The organism is Pelagibacterium lacus, assembly GCF_003345525.1.
Lineage (GTDB): Bacteria > Pseudomonadota > Alphaproteobacteria > Rhizobiales > Devosiaceae > Pelagibacterium > Pelagibacterium lacus.
In genome coordinates this window covers 1-21,423 of the sequence record NZ_QQNH01000015.1, presented here as the reverse complement: position 1 = coordinate 21,423, position 21,423 = coordinate 1, and the positions used below count along the sequence as shown (strand labels likewise).

The following is a 21,423-nucleotide window of genomic DNA, read 5'->3' as shown; positions in this document are numbered from 1 at the left end:
CCCGAAACGCCCCCTGGGGTCAGCGGCGTGCGGCGGCCATGCACACGGCCAGCAGGGCGTGCCGGGCGATGGACGGCGCCATGGCGCCGGATTTGCGGCTGTCGGCGATGGCCGCGTGCAGGCGGTTGCCGACCGCGGCGAGGCTGTCGTCCGACCACAGGCGCAATTGCTGCTCCACCGCGGCCTTGCGGGAAAAATGGATGCGCGGGGCGGCGCGGCCGATCACCTGATCGACCCCCTGTCCGGCATCGATCTCGGCCCGCATGGCGCGCAGGCGGGCGAAATGCTGCTGCGCCACGATCAACAGGCGCTGGATGTCGTTGCCGGCGCTCACCGCCCGCGTCACCGCATCGTCGAAGCGCCGGGCATGGCCCAGGGCAATGGCGTCGATCACCTGGTCGATGGCCAGCGCGGCGTTGTCGCCACACAGGCGCAGCACGTCCTCGCGGCTCAGCCGCCCGCCGGGGCCGGCGAAGAGGACGAGCTTTTCCAGTTCCTGCCGGGTGATCTGGCGGTCATTGCCCAGAAGATCGCGCAGCAGGGGGACGAGGTCGGATTCGAGCCCGATATTGGCGGCGGCAAAGGTCTGGCGAATCAGCGCTTCGAGGGTCTGGTTGGTGTCGGCATAGCAGGGCAGGGCGCGGGCGTCGCGACGGGATTCGGCCTGCTTCCTGAGGGAATCGGAGGGCTTCAGGTCCCCGCCCTCGACGATGAACACCACCTGCGCGTTCTCGTCGAGCAGTTCCACAAGGGTCGGGGTCAGCTTGTTGCTGGCGGCGCGGATGCGGATCACCGTTCCCCCGCCGAACAGGGAAGGGCTGCGGGCCAGGATGCCCAGGCGCTGCGGGTCGGCGTCGACCTCGCTCATATGCAGGGTTTCGAGGCTTTCCGGATTGGGCGGATCGCCGGCATAATGCCGCGCCAGCCGGGCGGCGTTTTCGCTGACCAGCCCGGCATCGGGCCCATAGACCAGCACCCAGCCGACCGGGAGGTCCGGCGCGGAGAGGAATTTCTCGATATCGCGCCCCTTGAGGGCGGTCATGGGGTGCCGAGCCGGCCGAGCAGTTCGAGACGCACCGATTGCGCGGCCTGTTGCACGGCCCGCTCGATGGCGGCGTCGCGGGCCTGGTTGTCGGCCACCAGCTGGCCGGTGGTCTGATATCCGGCGGTCGCGGTGTGGGTGCCGCTGGCGATGGTTTCGCCGTCGCGCGTCACCGTATAGGCGGCACGGGCGACGACCTGATGGTCGCGCACCGGGCTGGCTATGGTGGTCAGCCCGATGCGGGAGGTGGAGGCCGAGACCGAGACCGACACTTCCGGCACCGTATCGGCAGAGCCGCTCGGCACGCGGAGCGCCAGGGCGCGGTAGAAGACCTGTTCCAGGCGGTCATTGGGGGCGGCGTGCCGCAACTCCAATGCCTGCTGCGCGGCGGCCGCATCGCCATAGACGGGCGTCAGCGTGCAGGCCGAGACGGCCAGCCCGGCGCCCAGGGCGACGGCCAGGGCCAGGGCGCGCAGGGCGCGGGCACCGCCGATGGCGTTAAAGCTAGGCAACCACATTGACGATCCTGTTGGGCACGACGATCACCTTGCGCGGGGGATTGCCGTCGAGAATGCGCGCAACCGCGTCGAGAGACAAGGCCGCCGCCTCCACCTGGTCGTTGGCGGCATCCTTGGGCATTTCGATCTCGCCGCGGCGCTTGCCGTTTACCTGCACGGCCAGCACCACGCTGTCCTCGGCGAGATAGGCCGGATCGACCTCCGGCCAGGGAGCGTTGCACACCAGGTGCTCGTGGCCGAGCAGGGCCCAGCAGGTCTCGGCCAGATGCGGCATCATGGGGGCGACGAACTGGATGAAGCGCTCCACGGCTTCCCGCAGGGCGGCGAGAGAGTCGAGCGAGGGGGCCTCGGCGATAGCCGGCATGGCCTTGTGGATGGCGTTCGCGAATTCGTAGATCTGCGCCACGGCGCGGTTGAAGCGCAGCCCGACGAGATCGGCCTCGATCTGCCGCGTCGCCTTGTGCGCGGCCTTGAGCAGGTCGCTGCCGATGGTCGGGTTGCCGGCGATCGTCACCGGATCGAGGGCCAGGATGTCCCTGGCGTCGCTTACCAGCTTGTGGGCGCGCTGCACGAAGCGCCAGGCGCCCTCGATGCCGGCCTCGGTCCATTGCACGTCGCGCTCGGGGGGAGAATCGGACAGCACGAACCAGCGCACGGTGTCGGCGCCATAGGTGGCGATCATGTCGTCGGGGTCGATGACATTGCGCTTGGATTTGCTCATCTTCTCGACCGAGCCGATAGCCACCGGCTCCCCGCCCGGAGTGGTCGCGCTGCGCTGGCCCTCGGCAAAGCCGAGCACCACTTCGGACGGGGCCAGCCAGCGGCCTTCCCGATCCTTATAGGTCTCGTGGGTCACCATGCCCTGGGTGAACATGCCCTTGAACGGCTCGGTGACGTGCATGTGCCCGGTGCGGTGCATGGCGCGGGCGAAAAAGCGCGAATAGAGCAGGTGCAGGATGGCGTGCTCGACGCCGCCGATATACTGGTCGACCGGCAGCCATTTGTCGGCCATGGCCGGGATGGTCGGGGTCTCGGCGCGCGGCGCGGTGAAGCGGGCGAAATACCAAGACGAATCGACGAAGGTGTCCATGGTGTCGGTTTCGCGCCGGGCCGGGGAGCCGCAGGTCGGGCAGGTGGTGTGCTTGAAGCTCGGATGGCGGTCGAGCGGATTGCCGGGCGTGTCGAATTCCACGTCCTCGGGCAGGCGCACGGGCAATAGGTCGGCGGGCACGGGGACGATGCCGCAGGTGTCGCAATGGATGACCGGAATGGGGCAACCCCAATAGCGCTGGCGGGAAATGCCCCAGTCGCGCAGGCGGTAATTGACCTGGCGGGTGGCCTGCGGCGTGCCGCCGATCATGCGGGCTTCGAGGTGCCTGGCGATGGCATTCTTGGCGGCGTCGATATCGAGACCGTCGAGGAAATCCGAATTATACGCGACGCCCGGGCCGGAATAGGCTTCGGCGCCGACGCTGAAGGCCTCGGGGTCGGCGTCGGGCGGCAGCACCACGGGAATGACCGGCAGGTCGTATTTGCGGGCGAAATCGAGGTCGCGCTGGTCATGGGCCGGACAGCCGAAAATGGCGCCGGTCCCGTAGTCCATCAGGACGAAATTGGCCACATAGACGGGCAGCGTCGCACCTTCGATCACCGGGTGTTTCACGGTGAGCGCGGTGCGATAGCCCTGCTTTTCCGCCGTCTCGATGGTTTCGGCCGAGGTGCCCATGCGATGGCATTCGGCGATGAATTCCGCGAGCGCCGCGTCCGATCGGGCGATGGCGGCCGCGATGGGGTGGTCGGGGGACAGCGCCACGAAGGACGCGCCGAACAGCGTATCGGGGCGCGTCGTGAAGATTTCGACGGTCTCAAGGCCGGCGTCATTGTCCGTCATCTCGAAGAGTACGCGCAGGCCCTCGGAGCGCCCGATCCAGTTGCGCTGCATGATGCGCACCTTGTCGGGCCATTCGTCGAGCCCGTCGATGGCGGTCAGCAGGTCCTCGGCGAAATCGGTGATCTTGAAGAACCATTGCGTCAGTTCGCGCTGCTCGACCAGCGCGCCGGAGCGCCAGCCGCGCCCGTCGATCACCTGCTCATTGGCGAGCACCGTCTGGTCCACCGGGTCCCAATTGACCTTGGACACCTTGCGGGTGACGAGGCCGGCCTCCATCATGTCGATGAACAGCATCTGCTGGCGGTGATAGTAGTCCTCGTCGCAGGTGGCGAATTCCCGGCTCCAGTCCAGCGACAGCCCGATGGCCTTGAGCTGGCTGCGCATGGCGGCGATATTGTCATAGGTCCATTGGCGCGGATGCACCTTGTTGGCCATGGCCGCGTTTTCCGCGGGCATGCCGAAGGCGTCCCAGCCCATGGGGTGCAGCACGTTCTTGCCCTTGGCCCGCTGGAAGCGGGCGATCACGTCGCCCAGCGTATAATTGCGGACATGGCCCACATGGATACGGCCGGAGGGATAGGGAAACATCTCGAGCACGTAATAGGGCGGGCGCGGATCGTCGTTCCGGGTTTCGAACGTCTTGTTGTCGGCCCAGACCTTTTGCCAGAAAGGTTCTTGTTCACGCGGATTGTAGCGCTCGGGAGCGTTTGCCATTGAATAAACCGGTCGCGGCCCTGACTTGAGGGAAGAGGGAAAATTGGGTAGGCGACCATCACCAGAAAAGCGCCGCAAGGTCAACCATTGCCAGCCGCAGGGGCCGTCATTGTCATGAGTTCGAACATCCCGGAAACCGCCGCCCAGCGGCTCGCTGATATCCTCGCCCGCCTGGCGGCGGCCGCCGGCCGGATCGAGGGAGGAGCGGCGCCGCATCTGGTCGCCGTCTCCAAGACCTTCGGAGCCGAGGCGATCGCCCCCCTGATCGCGGCCGGGCAGCGCCGGTTCGGCGAGAACCGGGTGCAGGAGGCGCAAGGCAAATGGCCGGGCCTGCGCGCCGACCATCCCGATATCGTCCTCCACCTCATCGGCCCGCTGCAGACCAACAAGGTCGCCGACGCCGTGGCGCTGTTCGACGTCATCGAAAGCGTCGATCGGGACAGGCTGGCGCAAAAGCTCGGGGCGGAAATGGCCAGGCAGGACCGGCATCTGCCGTGCTTCGTGCAGGTCAATATCGGCGCCGAGCCGCAAAAGGCCGGAATCGCGGTGGACGAGACCGTCGATTTCGTTGCCCGGTGCAGGGATCGCTATGGCCTCGATATCGTTGGGTTGATGTGCATCCCGCCGGCCGATGCGGCGCCCGGCCCCTATTTCGCGCAACTGGCCGAACTGGCCCGCGCGGCCGGGGTGGGGCAATTGTCGATGGGCATGAGCGGTGATTTCGAAACGGCGGCCCTGATGGGCGCCACCCAGGTGCGGGTCGGATCGGCGCTGTTCGGCGCGCGATAACGTGCATGTGATCGGCGGGAGCGGCCCTAACCCCCGATTGCAGCGTATAGAATCGAATGGAGAGTATGGGTCCCACCCCTCGCGACGGAGATTTGCCAGCCATGAACAAGCGCCGCCTCCTCATCGTCGATGACGACGCCGATCTGCGCGCCGCCCTCGTCGGCCAGCTCGAGCCCTATCGCGAGTTCGATATCGTCGAGGCCGGAACGGTGGCCCAGGCGCGCCAGATCGCCACCGGTGAGCGCATCGACCTCATGCTGCTCGATGTGGGGCTGCCCGACATGGACGGGCGCGAGGGGCTAAAACTGCTGCGCAATGACGGTTTTCGCGCTCCGGTCATCATGCTGACCGGGCAGGACAGCGAGGCCGACGAAATCCAGGGGCTGGAAAGCGGCGCCAACGACTATGTCACCAAGCCGTTCCGCTTCTCGGTGCTTCTGGCCCGCATGCGCACCGCGCTGCGCCAGCACGACCAGAGCGAGGACGTCATCTTCACCATCGGGCCCTACAGTTTCCAGCCTTCGGCCAAGCTGCTGGAAAGCAGCGACGGCAGCAAGATCCGGCTCACCGACAAGGAAACCTCGATCCTCAAATATCTCTATCGCCAGGGGTCCAAGACCATTTCGCGCGATGTGCTGCTGGCCGAAGTGTGGGGCTACAACAACCGGGTGACCACCCATACGCTGGAGACTCATATCTACCGCCTGCGCCAGAAGATCGAGCGCGATCCCTCCAATGCGCGGCTGCTGGTCACCGAAGAAGGGGGCTATCGGCTGGTTCCCTGACGCAGTTTAGGCCTAAACCTTTGCCAGCCCGGCAAATTATGGCATGGATAGGGTTCCAACCATGTCCGGGGGCCGCGATGGACGATGAAACGGCGATGGCCGCATTTCGCGAGCTTGAGCTGTTCGCCCATTTCAATGACGAGCATCTGCGCCTCCTCGCTTTCGTCTGCCAGGAGCAGCGGCTGATGGCGGGGGATGTTTTATCCGAGGCCGGGGCCAGCGTCGGCGGGGCGCATGTGCTGGTGTCGGGGCAGCTGGAGGCGGGCAGCGGCGAGGGCGGCCCGCGCTACCGCATCACGCCGCCGGCCCTGATCGGGGAAATCGGCCTGATGCTGGACAAGCCCCGCGCCACCACCATCGTCGCCACCCGCACCAGCAGCGTGCTGCTCGTGCCGCGCGAGGCCTTCATGAAACTGCTGCGCACCCATCCCGAGCTGGCCCAGGGGGTCGCCGACACCCTGCGGGGCGAATTGACGCGCTATCTCGAATCGATCGCCACGCTGGGCGGCCGCTTTTCGTCCTGATCAGGCGAATTCGACGATCACCGGGACGTGGTCGGAGGGCTTGTCCGACCAGCCGCGGGCCGGGCGCAGCACATGGGCGGCGCGGGCATGGGCCGCGATGTCGCGGGTCGACCAGATATGGTCGAGCCGGCGTCCCCGGTCGGAAATGTCCCAGTCCTTGGCGCGGTAGCTCCACCAGGAATAGAGCTTTTCCTCGATGGGGATGTGCTGGCGCACCAGGTCGACCCAGTTGCGCCGGGCGAGGAGGCGCTGCAGCGCTTCGGTCTCCACCGGCGTGTGCGAGACCACCCTGAGCAATTGCTTGTGGCTCCAGACGTCGTTTTCATGCGGCGCAATGTTGAAATCGCCGCAAATGAGCTGCCGGTCGTCGAACACCAGATCGTCGAACCATTGCTCCATTTCGGCAAGGAAATCGAGCTTGTGGCGGAATTTGGGGTTGATGGTCGGGTCGGGCTCGTCGCCACCGGCCGGGATATAGAAATTGTGCACCGTGAAGACGCCACGGCCCAGATCGACCCGCGCCGAGACGTGGCGGCTGTCGGGAATGTCGCAAAAGCCGCGCGCCTGGATTTCGTCGAGCGGGCTTTTCGAGATGGTGGCGACCCCGTGATAGCCCTTCTGCCCGTGCACCGCCTGGTGCGGATAGCCCGCATCGGCCAGCGCCTTGGCGGGGAACTGGTCATTGGTGCATTTGATTTCCTGCAGGCACAGCACGTCGGGGCGGTACTGACCGAGGAAGTCGAGGACGATCGGCAGGCGCAGGCGCACCGAATTGATGTTCCAGGTGGCGAGAGAGGGCATGGGCGGCTCGGGCAAGGAATGGACGAGCCGCCTTTATGGCCATGGCGCCGCGCCGGGTAAAGCCCCGATCAGTTCTGGGCGTTCACCGAGCGATAGGTCGGGTCGATGCGGAAATACTGGTCGGGGATGTCGACGCCCTTCTGGGTGTCGTAGATAGAAAAGGTCGTTTCCACGCCCGAGGGCTCGATAAGGCTCCACTGCACCAGATCGAGGGTCGCCCGCTCGAAGATCAGCGAGACCTGTACCGTGCCGATGGGGCTGTCGTCGGCGATCATCGCCGAGACATGGGTCTCGGACATCACCACATCGGTCAGGTTGGAATTGATGAGGCTCACCGTGTCGCCGAGGAACTGGCGCAGGGGCACGTTTTCCTGGGAATAGGCGTATTGGGTGCGCGCCTCGCGGTCGATGACGTAAAAGCCCGACCCTTGCGAAATGATCTCCTCGCGGCTGGGCGGGCCGTAGCGGAAGCGCACATTGTTGGGGCGCTTGAGCCAGAACGTGCCTTCGATGCGGCCGCCCTGGCTGTCGATCTGCACGAAGCGCCCGGCCATGGTGCGGATCTCGGAATTGTGGCGGGAAATCTCCTGCAGCACGAATTCCTCGTCGGGCGAAAGGCTGACGGCCTGGGCCGATGCCGGCATGATGGCGAGCGCAACGCCGATCAAGGCGGCGAGAGTGGCGGCGAGAAGGCGAATCATCATCGCGAGACTCCGGTCAAAAGCAGATCATGCCCCTTGAGGATGCTGGGTAGAAGCCAATTGCGGCAGGAGCGGGAAGCGCCCGCGCGCCGGGCGGTAAACTCCTCGTGCGCCCGGTCGGTTCCGCTCAATAGCCGTCGGCATTGTCCCCGATCAGCACCTCGCGCTTGCCGGCGTGGTTGGCCGGGGAGATGATGCCTTCCTGCTCCATGCGCTCGATCAGGGTGGCGGCCTTGTTGTAGCCCACCGACAGGCGGCGCTGGATATAGGAGGTCGAGGCCTTCTTGTCGGCCAGCACGATGTTGACCGCCTTGTCGTAAAGCTCGTCCCCCGAGCCCCCGAACCCGCCGTCATCGTCAAAGCTCCCCTGGCCGTCCTCGTCCTCCATGGTGATGGATTCGAGATATTCCGGGGTGCCCTGGTTCTTGAGGTGCGAAACGATGTCCTCCACCTCGCCATCGGCCACGAACGCCCCGTGCAGGCGTTTGATGCGGCCGCCGCCGGCCATGTAGAGCATGTCGCCATTGCCCAGCAGCTGCTCGGCGCCCTGTTCGCCCAGAATGGTGCGGCTGTCGATCTTGGAGGTCACCTGGAAGGAGACGCGGGTGGGGAAATTGGCCTTGATCGTGCCGGTGATCACGTCGACCGAGGGGCGCTGGGTGGCCATGATGATGTGAATGCCTGCCGCGCGCGCCATCTGGGCGAGGCGCTGGATGGTGCCTTCGATGTCCTTGCCGGCCACCATCATCAGATCGGCCATCTCGTCGACGATGACGACGATGAAGGGCAGCGGCTCGAGATCGAATTGCTCGCTTTCGAAGATCGCCTCGCCGGTCTCGCGGTCGAAGCCGGTCTGCACGGTGCGGGTGATCGTCTCGCCCTTGGCGGAGGCTTCGGCGACGCGGGCATTGAAGCCGTCGATATTGCGCACGCCGATCTTGCTCATCTTCTTGTAGCGGTCCTCCATTTCCCGCACCGCCCATTTGAGCGCCACCACCGCCTTGGCAGGGTCGGTCACCACGGGGGTCAGAAGGTGCGGGATGCCGTCATAGACCGAGAGCTCGAGCATTTTGGGGTCGATCATGATCAGTCGGCACTGCTCGGGGCTCATCTTGTAGAGCAGCGAAAGGATCATGGTGTTGATGCCCACCGACTTGCCCGAGCCGGTGGTGCCGGCGATCAGCAGGTGCGGCATGCGGGCGAGATCGACGATGATCGGTTCGCCGCCAATGGTCTTGCCGAGGCAGATGGGCAGCTTGGATTTGGAGGTGTCGAAATCGGTGGAGGCCAGAAGCTCGCGCAGGAACACGGTTTCGCGCGTCTTGTTGGGCAGCTCGATGCCGATGGCATTGCGGCCCGGCACCACGGCGACGCGGGCCGAAATGGCGCTCATGGAGCGGGCGATGTCGTCGGCCAGGGAAATCACCCGGCTCGACTTGATGCCCGGGGCGGGTTCGAGCTCATAGAGCGTCACGACCGGGCCGGGGCGGACATTGATGATGTCGCCCTTGACGCCGAAATCCTCGAGCACGCCTTCGAGGCGCTTGGCGTTGTCCTCGAGCGCCGCGGGATGGTGCTCGGCCGGCAGCTGGTTGGCGGCGGGCAGGGCCAGGAGCTCGAGGGGCGGCAATTCGAAGCCGTCGCTGGGCAGGAACGACGTCTGCGCCTCGCGCAGCTGGCGGGGCGATGGGGTCGGCCGGGCGGCGGGGGCGGTGACCCGCGGCTTGCCCATGGGCCGTTCATTGGCGATCAGCCGCCCGATATCGTCGTCCTGGTCGAAGGGCTGGTCGGCTTCGACATAGTCGTCATAGCCGGCCTCGTCATGGGCTTCCGGCTGCCAGTCGGGCTCCAGCGGGGGCTCGATAGGGGTGCGGCCCAGGCGATCATGGGCCGGTTGCGGCTCCAGCGGCGGCTCGAAATCATCGGCCTGCCAGCCGCGCTGGGGCGCTTCGGGGTGCTTGCGGGCGAAGATGCGCCGGATTGCGGCCCGGGCGCCATAGGCGGTGTGGGCGGCAAAGCCGATGGCCACATCGAACAGGGCCGGCGAATCGGGCTCGTCCTCGATCTCGGGTTCCGGCGCCGGGGCGCGGCGGGCGCCGGTCGGTTTGGCGCGCACGGGAAGCCGGGGCTCGCTTTCAAAGGCCGGGCGGGAACGGGCCGAGAGCCACAGGGCGGCGAGGCCCGGCACACCGAGCAGGGCGGCAAAGACCATTGCGGCGATGCCCTCGGGCGCCGTGCCCATGACGCTGGCATAGAGGGTGACGAACAGATTGCCGGTGAACCCGCCCAGGCCGAGCGGCAGCGGCCAGCTTTCTGGCGTGGGGAAATTGGCCAGCGCGCCGGTGGCCAGCAGGGTGCCCAGCATCCAGCCGGTGAAGCGGATGCCCAGATAGGAGGGGACCACGCGGCGAATCAGCGACCAGGACCACACCAGCGGGGAGAGGACGAACAGGGGCGCGGCAAGGCCGATCAGCTGGAAGGCGATGTCGGCGAGGCTGGCGCCGAACGGGCCGAGCCAGTTTTCGGCCAGCTTGTCGGTGGCGTAGGAAAAGGAGGGATCATCGACCGACCATGAGGCCAGCGAGACCAGCACCACCGCCGACAGCGCCGCGAGCACCACGCCGATCAGCCGGACCGGAATGGTGATGGAGAGCGCCGGAGAGGAGGAGCTTCTGTCGTCCAGGGGTGATGTGGAATGCAGGGTCATTCGGGCAGCCGGGCGGTTACGCAATACTGATCTCGGGCCCCAGCCTAATCGGGCATGGTTAACCCCGCCTTAGCGGGGCGGGGCATTTTCACCAATCCTGCGCGGCGGGCGCGCGGATGCGGGGTCCGGATGGCTCCGGACCCCTGTCGTCGAGCCGTTTCAGTGGAATTCGGGATAGGCCTCGACCCCGATTTCGGCCTTGTCGAGTCCCAGAGCTTCGTTGTCCTCGGAGGGCCGCAGGCCGATGCTGGCCTTGAGGATGAACCAGACGATGCTGCTGGCCCCGAAGACGAAGATGCCCACCACCATGATGGCCATCACCTGGACGGCGATATTGGCGTCGGGGTTGGTGAACACCACCGCGATGGTGCCCCAGATGCCCGCGAAGAGGTGCACGGGGATGGCGCCGACCACGTCGTCGATCCGCAGCCGGTCGAGCAGCGGTACGGCGAGGACGACGATGACCCCGCCCACTGCGCCGATGAGGCAGGCGGCGCCGAGCCCGGGGGTGAGGGGTTCGGCCGTCACCGAGACGAGCCCGGCCAGCGCCCCGTTGATGACCAGGGTCAGGTCGACGCGTTTATAGATGGCGTAGGTGACGAGCATGGCCGCCAGCGCGCCGCCGATGGCGCCGGAATTGGTGTTGGCCATGATGCGCCCCACATCGGCGATGTCGCCGACCGACCCGATGGCGAGCTGGGAGGCGCCGTTGAAGCCGAACCATCCCATCCACAGGATGAACATGCCCAGCGTGGCCAGGGGCATGGACGAGCCCGGCATGGCATTGACCGATCCGTCCGCGCCATATTTCCCCCGGCGCGCGCCGAGGATGAGCGCGCCGGCCAGTGCCGCCCAGCCGCCCACTGAGTGCACCACCGTCGAGCCGGCGAAATCGAGAAAGCCATTGGCATCGAGAAAGCCGCCGCCCCATTTCCACGAGGCCTGGATGGGGTAGATGAACATGGTGAGGACAGCGACGAAGATGAGGAAGGGAAAGAGCCGGATGCGTTCGGCGACCGTGCCCGACACGATGGAGGCCGCGGTGGCGCAGAACATCACCTGGAAGAAGAAATCCGAGCTGGTGGTGGCATAGTCCAGATCGGCGTCGGCGGCGGCAAGGCCCACCGGCTCGAGCACGGCGATGCCGAAGGCGCCCAGAATGCCGTCTATGCTCCAGCCATCGCCCGGATACATGATGCGGTAGCCGATGAGGTAATAGGCCAGGCAGGCGAGGGAATACATGGTGATGTTCTTGAGCAGCTGCATGGAGACGTTCTTGCTGCGGACGAACCCCGCTTCGAGCATGGCAAAGCCGGCCGCCATCCACATGACGAGGATGCCGCCCAGCACCATGATGAAGCTGTCGAGGATGTATTTGACGACGACGGGCACGTCGGCGGCGGCTTCGGCGCCGGAGGGCTGGATCTCCTGCCCCAGGGCAGCCGGGGCGACCAGCAGGAGGGCCAGCGCCGCCATGCCTGCTGTTCTGGGTGTGATGGGCTTCATGATCGTTCTTCTCCTAAAGGCAATCCGGGTGCTCCTTCGGACTCAAGCGCCGTGCCAGAGCGATGCAACTGCATTCAAGCCGTTGAGAAGAAATCCTTTTTCAGAGATCGGCGGGCGGGAAGTCGCCATGCTCCCGGTTCATTTCGCCCAATAATTGATCATGATTGATGAAATTGCTGAAAAATCGATCATCGGTCCCTGCGGCCATGCTGCCCCTTTGTCGTCGCAGCGGCGCGCTATACACTCGGCCGGGCAGTACAGGAGGTGATCCGATGAAGTCGAGCCAGAGCGCCTATGACGTCCTCATCGTTGGCGGTGGGCCGGTAGGCTTGACGCTGGCCCATGCGCTGGTGAGCTTCCTGCCCGGGCTGCGGCTGGGCCTGCTCGACAGGCGGGCCCTGGCCGTCCCCACCGATCTGCGCGCCTCGGCCATTGCGGCCGGCGGAAGGCATCTTTTCGAGGCCCTGGGACTCTGGGACCGGATGGCGCCGGACGCCAACCCGGTGCGCGGCATGCGCATCACCGATTCGGGAGAGGGCGATCTGGCCCGGCCGGTATTGCTGGCCTTCGAGGAGCCGGAATCTCCCGGCGCGCCCATCGCGCACATGGTGCCCAACACCGCCAGCACCGGGGCGCTCATCGCGGCCTGCGCCGGCAGCATCGATATCGTCGCGCCCGGCGCGGTGGCGGGCTTTGACGGGTCGGGCCCGCTGGCTGCGGTCACGCTGGCGGACGGCCGCTCGCTTTCGGCGCGGCTCGTCATCGCCGCCGATGGCGGGCGCTCGACCCTGCGCGGCCTCGCCGCCATCAGGAGCTTCAGCCATGACTACCGGCAATCGGGGGTGGTGACGACCATAGGGCACAGCCTGCCGCACGGGGATTTCGCCTATGAGCATTTCCGCCCGGCGGGCCCCTTTGCCTCGCTGCCGCTCAGCGGTGACCGCTCGTCGCTGGTCTGGGCCGAATCGCCCCAGCGCGCCGCCGGGCTCCTCGCCATGCGGCCCGAAGATCTGGCGCGCGAGATCGAAGCGGCGATGGGGACCAGTCTCGGGGCGGTCGAGGTGCTCGATGCCGTGCAGAGCTTTCCGCTGCACCTGCTCATGGCGCATAAATTCGCCGCGCCGCGCCTGGCGCTGGTCGGCGATGCGGCGCATGTGATCCATCCGCTGGCCGGCCAGGGGCTCAATCTCGGCCTCAAGGACGTGGCCGTCCTGGCCGAAGTGCTGGTGGATGCGGCGCGGCTGGGGGAGGATATCGGAGCGCTCGGCGTTCTCGAACGCTATGAGAGCCGCCGCCAGGCCGACACCGCGCTCATGGCCGTGGCGACCGATGGGCTCAACCGGCTGTTTTCCAACGATGCGGCCCCCTTGCGCGGCCTGCGCGATTTCGGGCTTTCGATCGTCGATCGCATCGGGCCGCTCAAGGAAGGGATCATCGCCCAGGCGGCGGGAACGGGCGGCGCCAAGCTGCTCAAGGGCCTGCCGCTATAGAAACAAGCCTCAATCGGGGGCAGGGCGGTTGCGCAGGGCGTCGACCTCGGCCTCGTCGAGTCGCCGCGCCGCATCGATCACCAGCAGCGGCACGCCCTTGCGGATCGGAAAGGCATAGCGGGCCACGATCGAGATGAGTTCGGTCTTGTCGTGGGACAGGGTCAGCCGGGTCTTGGTCAGGGGACACACCAGCATCTCGATGGTGCGGGGGTCGAGCCGATAGCGGGGATTGTCGCTGTCGGGCTCCTCGCTCATTGCAGCACGGCTCCGGCCCGGGCCTTGGCCATTTCCATTTCGGCGAGGGCGATCAGGGTCTCGGCGCGCTCGGAAAGGGTCGCCGCTTCGAGCAGCGCCTGCTTTTCCCGCGCCCCATAGGGGGTCAGCATGGCTGAGAGATTGATCAACTCCCCGGTGCTCATCTCGTCGATCTCGTCCCAGTCGACCTCGATCTGGGCGAAGTCAGCATAGGATTTGAGCACGGCGAGCAGGCGGGACCTGTCGATATCGTCCTCGCCCATCAGCGGCGCGAAGTCGTTGCGGAACGCTTCGGTGGCGATGCGGGCCCGGCGATAGGGCGACTCAGTGGTTAGCTCCTCGACCGGTGCGAATCGGCACACCCCCTCGAGGATGATGAAATAGCGGTTTTCCGCCTGTTCCTCGAAATGGGTGATGCGGCCCAGGCATCCCACCTGCTCCAGCGCCACATTGCCGCGCGGCGCCTCTTCCTGGCTGTCGCGGGGCTGGATCAGCCCGATCATGCGCTCGCCGGCCAGGGCGTCGTCGATCATGGCGACGAAGCGCGGCTCGAAGATATTGAGCGGCCGGTGGGTGCCGGGCAGCAGCAGCGCGCCGGAGAGGGGAAACAGCGCGATCGATTCGGGCAGGTCGGCAATGGAAGCGGGGCGGCGCATCAAATCGTCTCTGGCGGTCTCGTTTAGCTGAACAGCACGGAGGATAGCAGGCGCCGGCCCCGGGCCGTGGCCGGGTCCTTGGGGCCCCAGGCCTCGAACAGTTCGATCAATTGCTTGCGTGCCGCGTCCTCTTGCCAGTCGCGGTCGCGCTTCATGATTTCGGCCAGCGCCTGGGCGGCGCCGATGCGGTCGCCCCTGGCATTGGCGATCATGGCGAGGTCGAAGCGGGCCTGATGGTCGTCAGGGTCGGCAGCGAGGCGGGCTTCGAGTTCGGACGGATTGCCGAGCTTCTCCGCCTCCTCTTCCAGCGCCATGGTCTTGCGCAGCGCATCGGCGCCCGGATGGGGTTCGTCATGGGGCAGCATGGCGAGAGTTTCGCGCGCGCCGTCGCGGTCCCCGGTGCGGAACTGCACCGTGGCGACGCCGATCACGGCGTCAATGTCGTCGGGCGCGTGGCGCAATATGGTGGCATAGATCTGATAGGCGTGCTCGAAATCCTCGGCGTCGAGCGCCGCCTGGGCCGCCTCCTTGGCGGCGGCGATCTGGGTCTCGGCCTCGGAGGGTCCGCCCACCCCGGCCCGGGCGGCCATGTCGATGAGCTTGTGCGCGAATTTGGCGACCTCGCTCTCCGGCAGCGCGCCCATGAAGCCGTCCACCGGCCGCCCGCCGACAAAGCCGAACACGGCGGGGATGGACTTCACGCCCATCTGGCCTGCCAGGGCCTGGTTTTCGTCGACATTGATCTTGACCAGCGCGATCTTGCCCTTGAGCGCCGTGACCACCTTTTCGAGCGCCGGGGTCAGCTGCTTGCATGGCCCGCACCAGGGGGCCCAGAAATCGACCAGCACCGGCCGGGTGAGGGAGGCTTCCAGCACGTCGGCCTGGAAGTGGGCCGTGGAGGAATCGAAGATCAGTTCGCCGGTGGTGGCGGTGTCGGGCTGGGCAGGATTGAGGGAGAGATCCATGGCCAATATCTTTCGTGTTCAGCCGATCGGAGGCGTGAGGAAAAAGCGTCGGCGACCCATACACCATGCGCCGGTCCGGTGCAAAACCGTAAGCTCGGGGCTTGGATGGCGCCGCAATCAGGCAAGTTGGCCGGCGATGAAATTATGGGTTGCAATTGTCCGTTCGGTTGGGCATATAGGCGCGCATCGCGGTGCCGCCAAGGGCAGTGCCGGAATTGGAGTGCGGGCGTAGCTCAGGGGTAGAGCATAACCTTGCCAAGGTTAGGGTCGTGAGTTCGAATCTCATCGCCCGCTCCAAAAATCGAAGGGCCGGATGGCCTTGAGAATGAAAAAGGGCCGTAAGGCCCTTTTTGCGTTTTGGGGATGGGACGTGGCCGTCCGGTCACGCCGCCAGCGCGGCCGGGAGCTCGGGACCCAGCGGCACGATGCCGGTGGGGTTGAGGGCCTTGACCGAATAATAGCCGCTCTTGATGTGGTCGATATTGACCGTCTCGCGAATCCCCGGAATGGCGAGGACACGTTCCAGATAGCGGCTTAGCGCGGCATAATCGGCGATGCGGCGCAGATTGCACTTGAACAGGCCGAAATAGGCCACGTCGAAGCGCACCAGCGTCACGAAAAGGCGGATATCGGCCTCGGTGAAGCGATCGCCGGAGAGAAAGCTCCGGCCATCGGCCAGGCGCGCCTCCAGCTCGTCGAGCTGAGCGAACACCTCGTGGAAGGCGTCCTCATAGGCTTCTTGCGTGGTGGCGAAGCCGGCCCGGTACACGCCATTGTTGAGACGCGGGTAGATGCGGGCATTGAGCGCGTCGATCTCCTCGCGCAGATCGGCGGGATAGAGATCGTAGCTGGGGTCGGCCAGGTCGCCGAAGCCCGAATTCATCATCCGCAGGATATCGGCCGATTCATTGTTGACGATGGTGCCGCGCTGCTTGTCCCATAGCACCGGCACCGTGGCACGGCCGGAAATGGCCGGGTCGGCGCGGGTATAGAGCTCGTGCATATAGGTCGCGCCATTGACGTCGTCGCGGTTGGAGCCGGGATAGTCGCCGAAGCGCCAGCCCTGTTCGGTGAGCGCCGGCTCGACCACCGAAAGCGAGATCACGTCCTCGAGCTTTTTGAGCTTGCGCCCGATCAGCGTGCGCGAGGCCCAGGGGCAGATCAGCGCTACATAGAGGTGGTAGCGTCCCGGCTCGGCGGCAAAGCCACCTTCGCCGATCGGGCCGGCGCTGCCGTCCGGGGTGACCCAGTTGCGAAAGCTCGAGGTCTGGCGCACGAAGCCGCCTTTTTCATCCTTGGCCTGAACCGGCTGCCAGTTCTCGACCCATTTTCCGTTGACCAGCATGGCTGTCTCCTCACGTCCTGAGTGTGATGGCGATGCCCCAGGGATCGCGCAGGGTGGTGCCCTCGGGGGCTTTTGTCGCTTCGAGGCCGGCGCTTTCGGCGCGCGCCACGATGGCGTCGATGGTGGCCGCGTCGCGGACGATGAGTTCGACGCTGTCGAGCCCGGTCATGCCGGCCGGCCGCTGGGCGGCGCCGCGGCTGTTCCAGGCATTGCCGGCTAGCTGGTGGTGATAGCCGCCGCTGCCATAAAAGCTCGCGCCGGGGTAATCGGCGGCGATGTCGAAGCCCAGGACGTCGCGATAGAAGCGATCGGCGGCCGCCGTATCCCCAACCTGGAGATGGACGTGGCCGATGCTGCCGGCTTGGGGAAAGCCCGACCAGGGGGCGCCGCTGCCGGCAGTCAGCAGGTCCTGGATGTCCAGCGGTTCGGTGGTCATCTGGATCTTGCCGTCGCGGCCGCGCCATTGCGCCACGGGGCGGTCGGCATAGACCTCGATGCCATTGCCTTCCGGATCGGCGAGGTAGAAGGCTTCGCTGACGATATGGTCCGAAGCGCCCTGAATCCGGATGCCGGATTCGGCGATATGGCCGACCCAGTGCGCCAGATCGGCGCGGGTGGGCATCAGGAAGGCGGTGTGGAACAGTCCGGCCTGCCGCCGGTCGCCGGGGGCGAGGGCCGGATCGGCCTTAAGGACGAGAAGGGGCGTCCGGCCGGTGCCCAGGGTGGCCTCGCGGTCGGTCTTGGCGATTTCGCCCAGGCCGAGAACCTTCTGGTAATAGGCCGAGACGCTGTCCAGGTCGCGGACCTTGAGCCGGACTGTGCCGACCCGCATCGGGGCGGCGCTCATGTCGAAGAAGTCAGTTGCGATGGTCATGATGGTTGCTCCCGAAAGAAGGGGCGGCCGCGATCAAGGTCCGCGGCCGCGGGGTTTGGGTCAGGCGCGCTTGCGCTGGACGGCGAAGGCGCCGTCGCCGAGCAGGGCCTGGGCAATCAGCACGATGGCCCAGAATGCGGGGAATTCCCAGCCGCCGCCGGCGCTGTCGAAGTAAAAGCCGGCCGCGCCGTGCGGTGCGTAGATCGAGCCGAGCAGGATCGGCAGCAGGGCGAGCGAGACCCAGCGGGTCCAGACGCCGGCAATCAGCGCGATGCCGCCGGCCAGTTCGGCCGCAATGACGATATAGGCGAGAAAGCCCGGAAAGCCGATGCTTTCGAAAAAGCCCACCGTGCCGGCCGGGGTGTAGATCATCAGCTTGAGCCAGGCATGGGCGAGAAACAGGGCGCCGGTGGAAACCCGCAGCAGGGTGGCGGCGAGATCGGCGTTGGAAATGCCGGCCAGAAGGGCTGGACGCGGCGTATCGATGGAGGTCGTGGAGGTCATGGTGCTATCCTTTGGTGCGGAGGCTCAGGCGATGCCCTGCCAGGTGGGGGCGATGTCGGTGCCGTGGCCCAGGCCATAGCCCAGGGCGATGTTGAGGCCGGCCACCGGTTCGAGGTAGCGGGCAGAGGCGAGGCCGCCCGTTTCGACGCTTCTGAACCCGGCGCTTTTGGCGCGGGCGGCGACGGATTGGCGCGCGTCGGCGTCATCGCTGGCCACAAAGACCGTGGCCGGCTGGCCGGCGGCCTTGCCTTCGTTCTGGAGCACAGAGGCGAAGACGGTGTTGAAGGCCTTCACCACCTTGGCCGCCGGGGCGGCTTTCTGGATCTCTTCCGCCGCGCTGGACGAGTGGCCGACCGAGAGGCCGGAAAGTCTGCGATCAGCGGGTTGGTGATGTCGATGACGATCTTGCCGGCCAGGCCGCCTGCGGCGGCGACCACGTCCCCGGCGGCCTCATAGGGCACGGCGAGGACCACGGCTTCGGCGGTCTTGGCGGCGTCGGCAAAGGTGTCGGCCTGCACATTGGCGCCGGTCTCGGCGGCGGCTTCTTGGGCCTTGGCCGCGTCGCGTGCGGCGAAGGTGACCTGATGGCCGGCCTGGGCGAAGCGGGCGGCGAGGCCGCGGGCCATGTTGCCGGTTCCGAAAATTGCAATGTTCATGTTCGTTCTCCTGTCGGTGACGCTGGGCGTCGCGTTATGAGGAGAAGATGGACCCGGGAATGGAAAATGATAATCCGGCAGGCGGGAAGATGATCGCTTCCGATCTGGAAGCAATCGGCCCGGCGAGAGCGTGGCTAATGTGGCCGGTCGCGATAGCGGGCGATCAGGAAATCGACGAGGACGCGGACCTTGGCGGCGAGATGGCGGCTATGGGGGTAGAGGGCGTGGACCGGATAGGGCTCGGGGTCGAAGGCCTCCAGCACGCGGCGCAGCCGGCCGGCCCGCAGGGCCTCCGCCGCGATGAAGTCGGGCAGGCAGGCCAGTCCGAGCCCTGCCTCGGCCGCCATGCGGCAGGCCTCGGCGTTGGAATAGCGGATGCGGCCTTCCACGGGGACCGCCATCGGCTCCCCTTGTGCGGTGCGGAACGGCCAGCGGCTGGGGTCCTTGAAATTGGTGTCGATGATGCAATCGAAGCGCGACAGGTCGTCGGGGCTGGAGGGCTCTCCACGCCGGTCGAGATAGGCGGGCGCGCCCACCACCATGATGCGCACATTATAGAGCTTGCGCGCGATGACGCTGGAATCATTGGGCATGCCGACGCGCACGGCCATGTCGAAGCCCTCGTCGACCAGATTCACCAGACGGTCGGAAAAGCTGACATCGAGTTCGATCTCGTCGAATTCAGCGGCAAAGGCGTTAAGGGCGGCTGCCAGTTCCGTGGTGCCGAAGGAGAGGGGAGCGGTGAGACGCAGCTTGCCGCGCGGCGAATGCGAGGCGTCGCGGATGGCGGCGTCGAGATTGTCGAATTCCTCGAGCAGCGGCCGCAGCCGGTCGAAATAGGCCTGGCCGGCCTCGGTCGGCGATACGGCGCGGGTCGTGCGGCTGAGCAAACGCACCCCCAATTCGCTTTCCAGCCGCGAAACCAGTTTCGAGGCCTGCCCCGAGCTGGTCCCCAGGCGGGCGGCGGCGGCCGTGAAGCTGCCGGTCTCCATGACCGCTACGAACATCTTGTCCGATTCCAGCCTGTCCATGCCTCCCCCCGAGGATCGCGACCTGTGTTGCGGGTGTCAGACCCAGGGGCGGCTTTCGGCCATCTTGCCCTCGAAGCCGGCGATGTGGCTGTCCTTCTTGAGGGTCATGGCGATATCGTCCAGCCCTTCGAGCAGCACCTGCTTGCGGGCCGGGTCGATATCGAAATGGATAGTGCCGCCATCCGGGCCGGAAATGGTCTGGGCTTCGAGGTCGACCGTGATTGTGGCGTTCGAGCCGCGCTCCGCGTCGTCGAGCAGCAGGGCGAGCTGTTCGGGGGTGACGACCACCGGCAGGATGCCGTTCTTGAAGCAGTTGTTATAGAAAATGTCGGCGAAGCTGGTGGAGATCACGCAGCGTATGCCGAAATCGAGCAGCGCCCAGGGCGCGTGCTCGCGGCTGGAGCCGCAGCCGAAATTATCGCCGGCGACGACGATTTTGGCGCCGCGATAGGCCGGTTGGTTGAGGACGAAATCGGGCTTCTCGCTGCCATCCTCATTGTAGCGCAATTCCGCGAACAGCGCTGAGCCCAGCCCGGTGCGCTTGATGGTTTTGAGGTATTGCTTGGGGATGATCATGTCGGTGTCGATATTGATGATCGGCAGCGGTGCGGCAACGCCCGTCAATGTCGTGAATTTGTCCATGGTGCATCTCCTGCGGTCCGGTCTGGCCAAGGGGGAGCCCGGCACGCCCCCCGCCGTACCCGGCGGTACGTCTGGTTCCTCTGTGCATAATCCAATCCGCGCCGCTTGCCAAGCGCCGCCATTGCCTCGGGGCTCGGAGGCGCGATAGGGTGCGGAGGCGTTCTTGACCAAAGGATAAAACATGACCCCGCACAATCAGGCAAGGCCGGGCGACTATGCCGAAGCGGTGCTGCTGCCGGGCGATCCCCTTCGGGCCCGGTGGATCGCCGAGACTTTTCTCGAGGATGCCCGCGAGGTCAATGCGGTGCGCAATTGCCTGGGCTTTACCGGGACCTGGAACGGGGTGCCGGTTTCGGTGCAGGCCACGGGCATGGGGCAGCCCTCGACGGCGATCTATGTCCATGAGCTGATCACCGTCTATGGCGCGAAAACGCTGATCCGAGTCGGCACCTGCGGCGGTCTCAACACCGACGTCAAGGTGCGCGACGTGGTGATCGGGGCGTCGGCCTCCACCGATTCCACCATCGTCAAGGACGCCTTCGGCAATTACAACTACGCCCCTGCCGCCGATTTCGGCCTGTTGCGCGCCGCCGACGATGCGGCCCGGGCCAAGGGCAAGACCGTGCATGTGGGGGGCATCCTCTCCTCGGACATCTTCTACCATCCTTCCGGGCTGGAGGCCTATGGCGCGCTGATCGCGCATGGGGTGCTGGGGGTGGAGATGGAGGCCGCGACGCTCTACATGCTGGCCGCCCGCTTCAAGGTCCGGGCCCTGGCCATCTGCACCATGACCGACTGCCTGATCACCGGCGACGAGATCGACGCCACCGCGCGCCAGACCTCCCTGCGTGACATGGTGGAAATCGCCCTTTCCGTCGCGACGGCATAGGGAAAGCGGCAACGCCGCTTGCATGGCGCCCACCCACCGGCCTGTCACCCTCCCCCCTTGCGGGGGATTGTTTACACGGGCCTCTTTTTGGATTCTTGTGGAGGGGTGATTTGCGCAAGGAGGAACGCGATGGATTGC

The 21,423-nt window shown here is 66.2% G+C and carries 22 protein-coding genes and 1 tRNA gene; 6 read left to right on the top strand and 17 right to left on the bottom strand.

The genetic code is table 11. The annotated features are described in order from the left end of the window. Nucleotides 1-19: 19 nt before the first annotated feature. The 3 genes from holA to leuS are packed head-to-tail and all read right to left on the bottom strand — an operon-like array spanning nt 20 to nt 4,165. Nucleotides 20-1,042, bottom strand: a complete 1,023-nt coding sequence (holA, locus tag DVH29_RS10930) for a DNA polymerase III subunit delta (protein WP_114646216.1) — start codon at nt 1,040-1,042, stop codon at nt 20-22. Beyond that, nucleotides 1,039-1,560 carry a hypothetical protein gene (locus DVH29_RS10925; protein WP_114646215.1) on the bottom strand — a complete coding sequence of 174 codons (522 nt, stop codon included), beginning with the start codon at nt 1,558-1,560 and terminating at the stop codon, nt 1,039-1,041. Before DVH29_RS10925 ends, holA begins: the two co-directional genes overlap by 4 nt. Then, nucleotides 1,547-4,165 (bottom strand): leucine--tRNA ligase, encoded by a 2,619-nt coding sequence (gene leuS, locus DVH29_RS10920; RefSeq protein WP_114646214.1) that lies wholly within the window; start codon nt 4,163-4,165, stop codon nt 1,547-1,549. Before leuS ends, DVH29_RS10925 begins: the two co-directional genes overlap by 14 nt. Nucleotides 4,166-4,279: 114 nt before the next feature. Between leuS and DVH29_RS10915 the strand changes: the two genes are divergently transcribed. The 3 genes from DVH29_RS10915 to DVH29_RS10905 all read left to right on the top strand — a co-directional run bounded on the left by DVH29_RS10915 (nt 4,280) and on the right by DVH29_RS10905 (nt 6,263). After that, entirely contained in the window at nt 4,280-4,954 is a 675-nt protein-coding gene (locus DVH29_RS10915; RefSeq protein ID WP_114646213.1) for a YggS family pyridoxal phosphate-dependent enzyme, read from the top strand. Nucleotides 4,955-5,055: 101 nt separating this feature from the next. Continuing rightward, nucleotides 5,056-5,739: a response regulator transcription factor gene (locus DVH29_RS10910; protein WP_114646212.1), complete on the top strand. Its 684-nt coding sequence runs from the start codon at nt 5,056-5,058 to the stop codon at nt 5,737-5,739. 77 nt (nt 5,740-5,816) lie between these two features. Further along, on the top strand, nt 5,817-6,263 hold the full coding sequence (locus DVH29_RS10905) for a cyclic nucleotide-binding domain-containing protein (protein ID WP_158541637.1): 447 nt from the start codon (nt 5,817-5,819) through the stop codon (nt 6,261-6,263). Here DVH29_RS10905 and DVH29_RS10900 read toward each other — a convergent pair whose 3' ends face one another. The 4 genes from DVH29_RS10900 to DVH29_RS10885 all read right to left on the bottom strand — a co-directional run bounded on the left by DVH29_RS10900 (nt 6,264) and on the right by DVH29_RS10885 (nt 11,978). Next, on the bottom strand, nt 6,264-7,064 hold the full coding sequence (locus DVH29_RS10900; protein ID WP_114646210.1) for an exodeoxyribonuclease III: 801 nt from the start codon (nt 7,062-7,064) through the stop codon (nt 6,264-6,266). It lies immediately after the preceding gene. 68 nt (nt 7,065-7,132) lie between these two features. Then, nucleotides 7,133-7,768: a LolA family protein gene (locus DVH29_RS10895; protein WP_114646209.1), complete on the bottom strand. Its 636-nt coding sequence runs from the start codon at nt 7,766-7,768 to the stop codon at nt 7,133-7,135. 124 nt (nt 7,769-7,892) lie between these two features. Beyond that, nucleotides 7,893-10,472 (bottom strand): DNA translocase FtsK, encoded by a 2,580-nt coding sequence (locus tag DVH29_RS10890; RefSeq protein WP_114646208.1) that lies wholly within the window; start codon nt 10,470-10,472, stop codon nt 7,893-7,895. 159 nt (nt 10,473-10,631) lie between these two features. Continuing rightward, nucleotides 10,632-11,978, bottom strand: coding sequence for an ammonium transporter family protein (locus tag DVH29_RS10885; RefSeq protein ID WP_114646207.1), 1,347 nt, complete (start codon nt 11,976-11,978; stop codon nt 10,632-10,634). Nucleotides 11,979-12,250: 272 nt separating this feature from the next. On the opposite strand from DVH29_RS10885, the gene DVH29_RS10880 reads away from it, so the two are divergent. Further along, on the top strand, nt 12,251-13,468 hold the full coding sequence (locus DVH29_RS10880) for an FAD-dependent monooxygenase (protein WP_114646206.1): 1,218 nt from the start codon (nt 12,251-12,253) through the stop codon (nt 13,466-13,468). A gap of 9 nt (nt 13,469-13,477) precedes the next feature. Here DVH29_RS10880 and DVH29_RS10875 read toward each other — a convergent pair whose 3' ends face one another. The 3 genes from DVH29_RS10875 to DVH29_RS10865 are packed head-to-tail and all read right to left on the bottom strand — an operon-like array spanning nt 13,478 to nt 15,344. Continuing rightward, nucleotides 13,478-13,723 (bottom strand): Trm112 family protein, encoded by a 246-nt coding sequence (locus tag DVH29_RS10875; RefSeq protein WP_114646205.1) that lies wholly within the window; start codon nt 13,721-13,723, stop codon nt 13,478-13,480. Continuing rightward, nucleotides 13,720-14,379, bottom strand: coding sequence for an LON peptidase substrate-binding domain-containing protein (locus DVH29_RS10870; RefSeq protein WP_114646204.1), 660 nt, complete (start codon nt 14,377-14,379; stop codon nt 13,720-13,722). The genes DVH29_RS10875 and DVH29_RS10870 overlap by 4 nt, the downstream gene beginning before the upstream one ends. A 23-nt stretch (nt 14,380-14,402) precedes the next feature. After that, a complete protein-coding gene (locus DVH29_RS10865) occupies nt 14,403-15,344 on the bottom strand; it encodes a thioredoxin family protein (RefSeq protein WP_114646203.1) in 942 nt (313 codons plus the stop codon). 222 nt (nt 15,345-15,566) lie between these two features. On the opposite strand from DVH29_RS10865, the gene DVH29_RS10860 reads away from it, so the two are divergent. Continuing rightward, nucleotides 15,567-15,641: transfer RNA gene (locus DVH29_RS10860), tRNA-Gly, on the top strand. Nucleotides 15,642-15,726: 85 nt separating this feature from the next. On the opposite strand, the gene DVH29_RS10855 is transcribed toward DVH29_RS10860, so the two are convergent. The 7 genes from DVH29_RS10855 to leuD form a co-directional block, all read right to left on the bottom strand. Then, a complete protein-coding gene (locus DVH29_RS10855) occupies nt 15,727-16,689 on the bottom strand; it encodes a glutathione S-transferase family protein (protein ID WP_114646202.1) in 963 nt (320 codons plus the stop codon). Nucleotides 16,690-16,699: 10 nt separating this feature from the next. Continuing rightward, the gene (locus DVH29_RS10850) at nt 16,700-17,563 is read right to left on the bottom strand and encodes a VOC family protein (protein WP_114646201.1); all 864 of its coding nucleotides are present in this window, start codon (nt 17,561-17,563) and stop codon (nt 16,700-16,702) included. A gap of 60 nt (nt 17,564-17,623) precedes the next feature. Beyond that, nucleotides 17,624-18,067, bottom strand: coding sequence for a DoxX family protein (locus DVH29_RS10845; RefSeq protein ID WP_114646200.1), 444 nt, complete (start codon nt 18,065-18,067; stop codon nt 17,624-17,626). 24 nt (nt 18,068-18,091) lie between these two features. Then, nucleotides 18,092-18,361 carry an NAD(P)-binding domain-containing protein gene (locus DVH29_RS16605; protein ID WP_245944957.1) on the bottom strand — a complete coding sequence of 90 codons (270 nt, stop codon included), beginning with the start codon at nt 18,359-18,361 and terminating at the stop codon, nt 18,092-18,094. Next, nucleotides 18,358-18,723, bottom strand: coding sequence for an NADPH-dependent F420 reductase (locus DVH29_RS16600; protein WP_245944956.1), 366 nt, complete (start codon nt 18,721-18,723; stop codon nt 18,358-18,360). The genes DVH29_RS16605 and DVH29_RS16600 overlap by 4 nt, the downstream gene beginning before the upstream one ends. A 134-nt stretch (nt 18,724-18,857) precedes the next feature. Continuing rightward, a complete protein-coding gene (locus DVH29_RS10835) occupies nt 18,858-19,754 on the bottom strand; it encodes a LysR family transcriptional regulator (RefSeq protein WP_114646199.1) in 897 nt (298 codons plus the stop codon). A 36-nt stretch (nt 19,755-19,790) separates the two neighbouring features. Continuing rightward, nucleotides 19,791-20,396: a 3-isopropylmalate dehydratase small subunit gene (gene leuD / locus DVH29_RS10830; RefSeq protein WP_114646198.1), complete on the bottom strand. Its 606-nt coding sequence runs from the start codon at nt 20,394-20,396 to the stop codon at nt 19,791-19,793. A 181-nt stretch (nt 20,397-20,577) separates the two neighbouring features. On the opposite strand from leuD, the gene deoD reads away from it, so the two are divergent. Continuing rightward, nucleotides 20,578-21,285: a purine-nucleoside phosphorylase gene (gene deoD, locus DVH29_RS10825; RefSeq protein ID WP_114646197.1), complete on the top strand. Its 708-nt coding sequence runs from the start codon at nt 20,578-20,580 to the stop codon at nt 21,283-21,285. Nucleotides 21,286-21,423 lie beyond the last annotated feature (138 nt).

Coding starts and splice junctions, on each gene's coding strand:
- DVH29_RS10895 (WP_114646209.1), bottom strand. CDS start 7,768: ATGATGATTCGCCTTCTCGCCGCCACTCTCGCCGCCTTGATCGGCGTT.
- DVH29_RS10910 (WP_114646212.1), top strand. CDS start 5,056: ATGAACAAGCGCCGCCTCCTCATCGTCGATGACGACGCCGATCTGCGC.
- DVH29_RS10850 (WP_114646201.1), bottom strand. CDS start 17,563: ATGACCATCGCAACTGACTTCTTCGACATGAGCGCCGCCCCGATGCGG.
- DVH29_RS10880 (WP_114646206.1), top strand. CDS start 12,251: ATGAAGTCGAGCCAGAGCGCCTATGACGTCCTCATCGTTGGCGGTGGG.
- DVH29_RS10905 (WP_158541637.1), top strand. CDS start 5,817: ATGGACGATGAAACGGCGATGGCCGCATTTCGCGAGCTTGAGCTGTTC.
- DVH29_RS10855 (WP_114646202.1), bottom strand. CDS start 16,689: ATGCTGGTCAACGGAAAATGGGTCGAGAACTGGCAGCCGGTTCAGGCC.
- DVH29_RS10875 (WP_114646205.1), bottom strand. CDS start 13,723: ATGAGCGAGGAGCCCGACAGCGACAATCCCCGCTATCGGCTCGACCCC.
- deoD (WP_114646197.1), top strand. CDS start 20,578: ATGACCCCGCACAATCAGGCAAGGCCGGGCGACTATGCCGAAGCGGTG.
- DVH29_RS10900 (WP_114646210.1), bottom strand. CDS start 7,064: ATGCCCTCTCTCGCCACCTGGAACATCAATTCGGTGCGCCTGCGCCTG.
- DVH29_RS16600 (WP_245944956.1), bottom strand. CDS start 18,723: ATGAACATTGCAATTTTCGGAACCGGCAACATGGCCCGCGGCCTCGCC.
- DVH29_RS10925 (WP_114646215.1), bottom strand. CDS start 1,560: ATGTGGTTGCCTAGCTTTAACGCCATCGGCGGTGCCCGCGCCCTGCGC.
- leuS (WP_114646214.1), bottom strand. CDS start 4,165: ATGGCAAACGCTCCCGAGCGCTACAATCCGCGTGAACAAGAACCTTTC.
- DVH29_RS10835 (WP_114646199.1), bottom strand. CDS start 19,754: ATGGACAGGCTGGAATCGGACAAGATGTTCGTAGCGGTCATGGAGACC.
- DVH29_RS10865 (WP_114646203.1), bottom strand. CDS start 15,344: ATGGATCTCTCCCTCAATCCTGCCCAGCCCGACACCGCCACCACCGGC.
- DVH29_RS10870 (WP_114646204.1), bottom strand. CDS start 14,379: ATGCGCCGCCCCGCTTCCATTGCCGACCTGCCCGAATCGATCGCGCTG.
- holA (WP_114646216.1), bottom strand. CDS start 1,042: ATGACCGCCCTCAAGGGGCGCGATATCGAGAAATTCCTCTCCGCGCCG.
- DVH29_RS10890 (WP_114646208.1), bottom strand. CDS start 10,472: ATGACCCTGCATTCCACATCACCCCTGGACGACAGAAGCTCCTCCTCT.
- DVH29_RS10885 (WP_114646207.1), bottom strand. CDS start 11,978: ATGAAGCCCATCACACCCAGAACAGCAGGCATGGCGGCGCTGGCCCTC.
- DVH29_RS10845 (WP_114646200.1), bottom strand. CDS start 18,067: ATGACCTCCACGACCTCCATCGATACGCCGCGTCCAGCCCTTCTGGCC.
- DVH29_RS10915 (WP_114646213.1), top strand. CDS start 4,280: ATGAGTTCGAACATCCCGGAAACCGCCGCCCAGCGGCTCGCTGATATC.
- leuD (WP_114646198.1), bottom strand. CDS start 20,396: ATGGACAAATTCACGACATTGACGGGCGTTGCCGCACCGCTGCCGATC.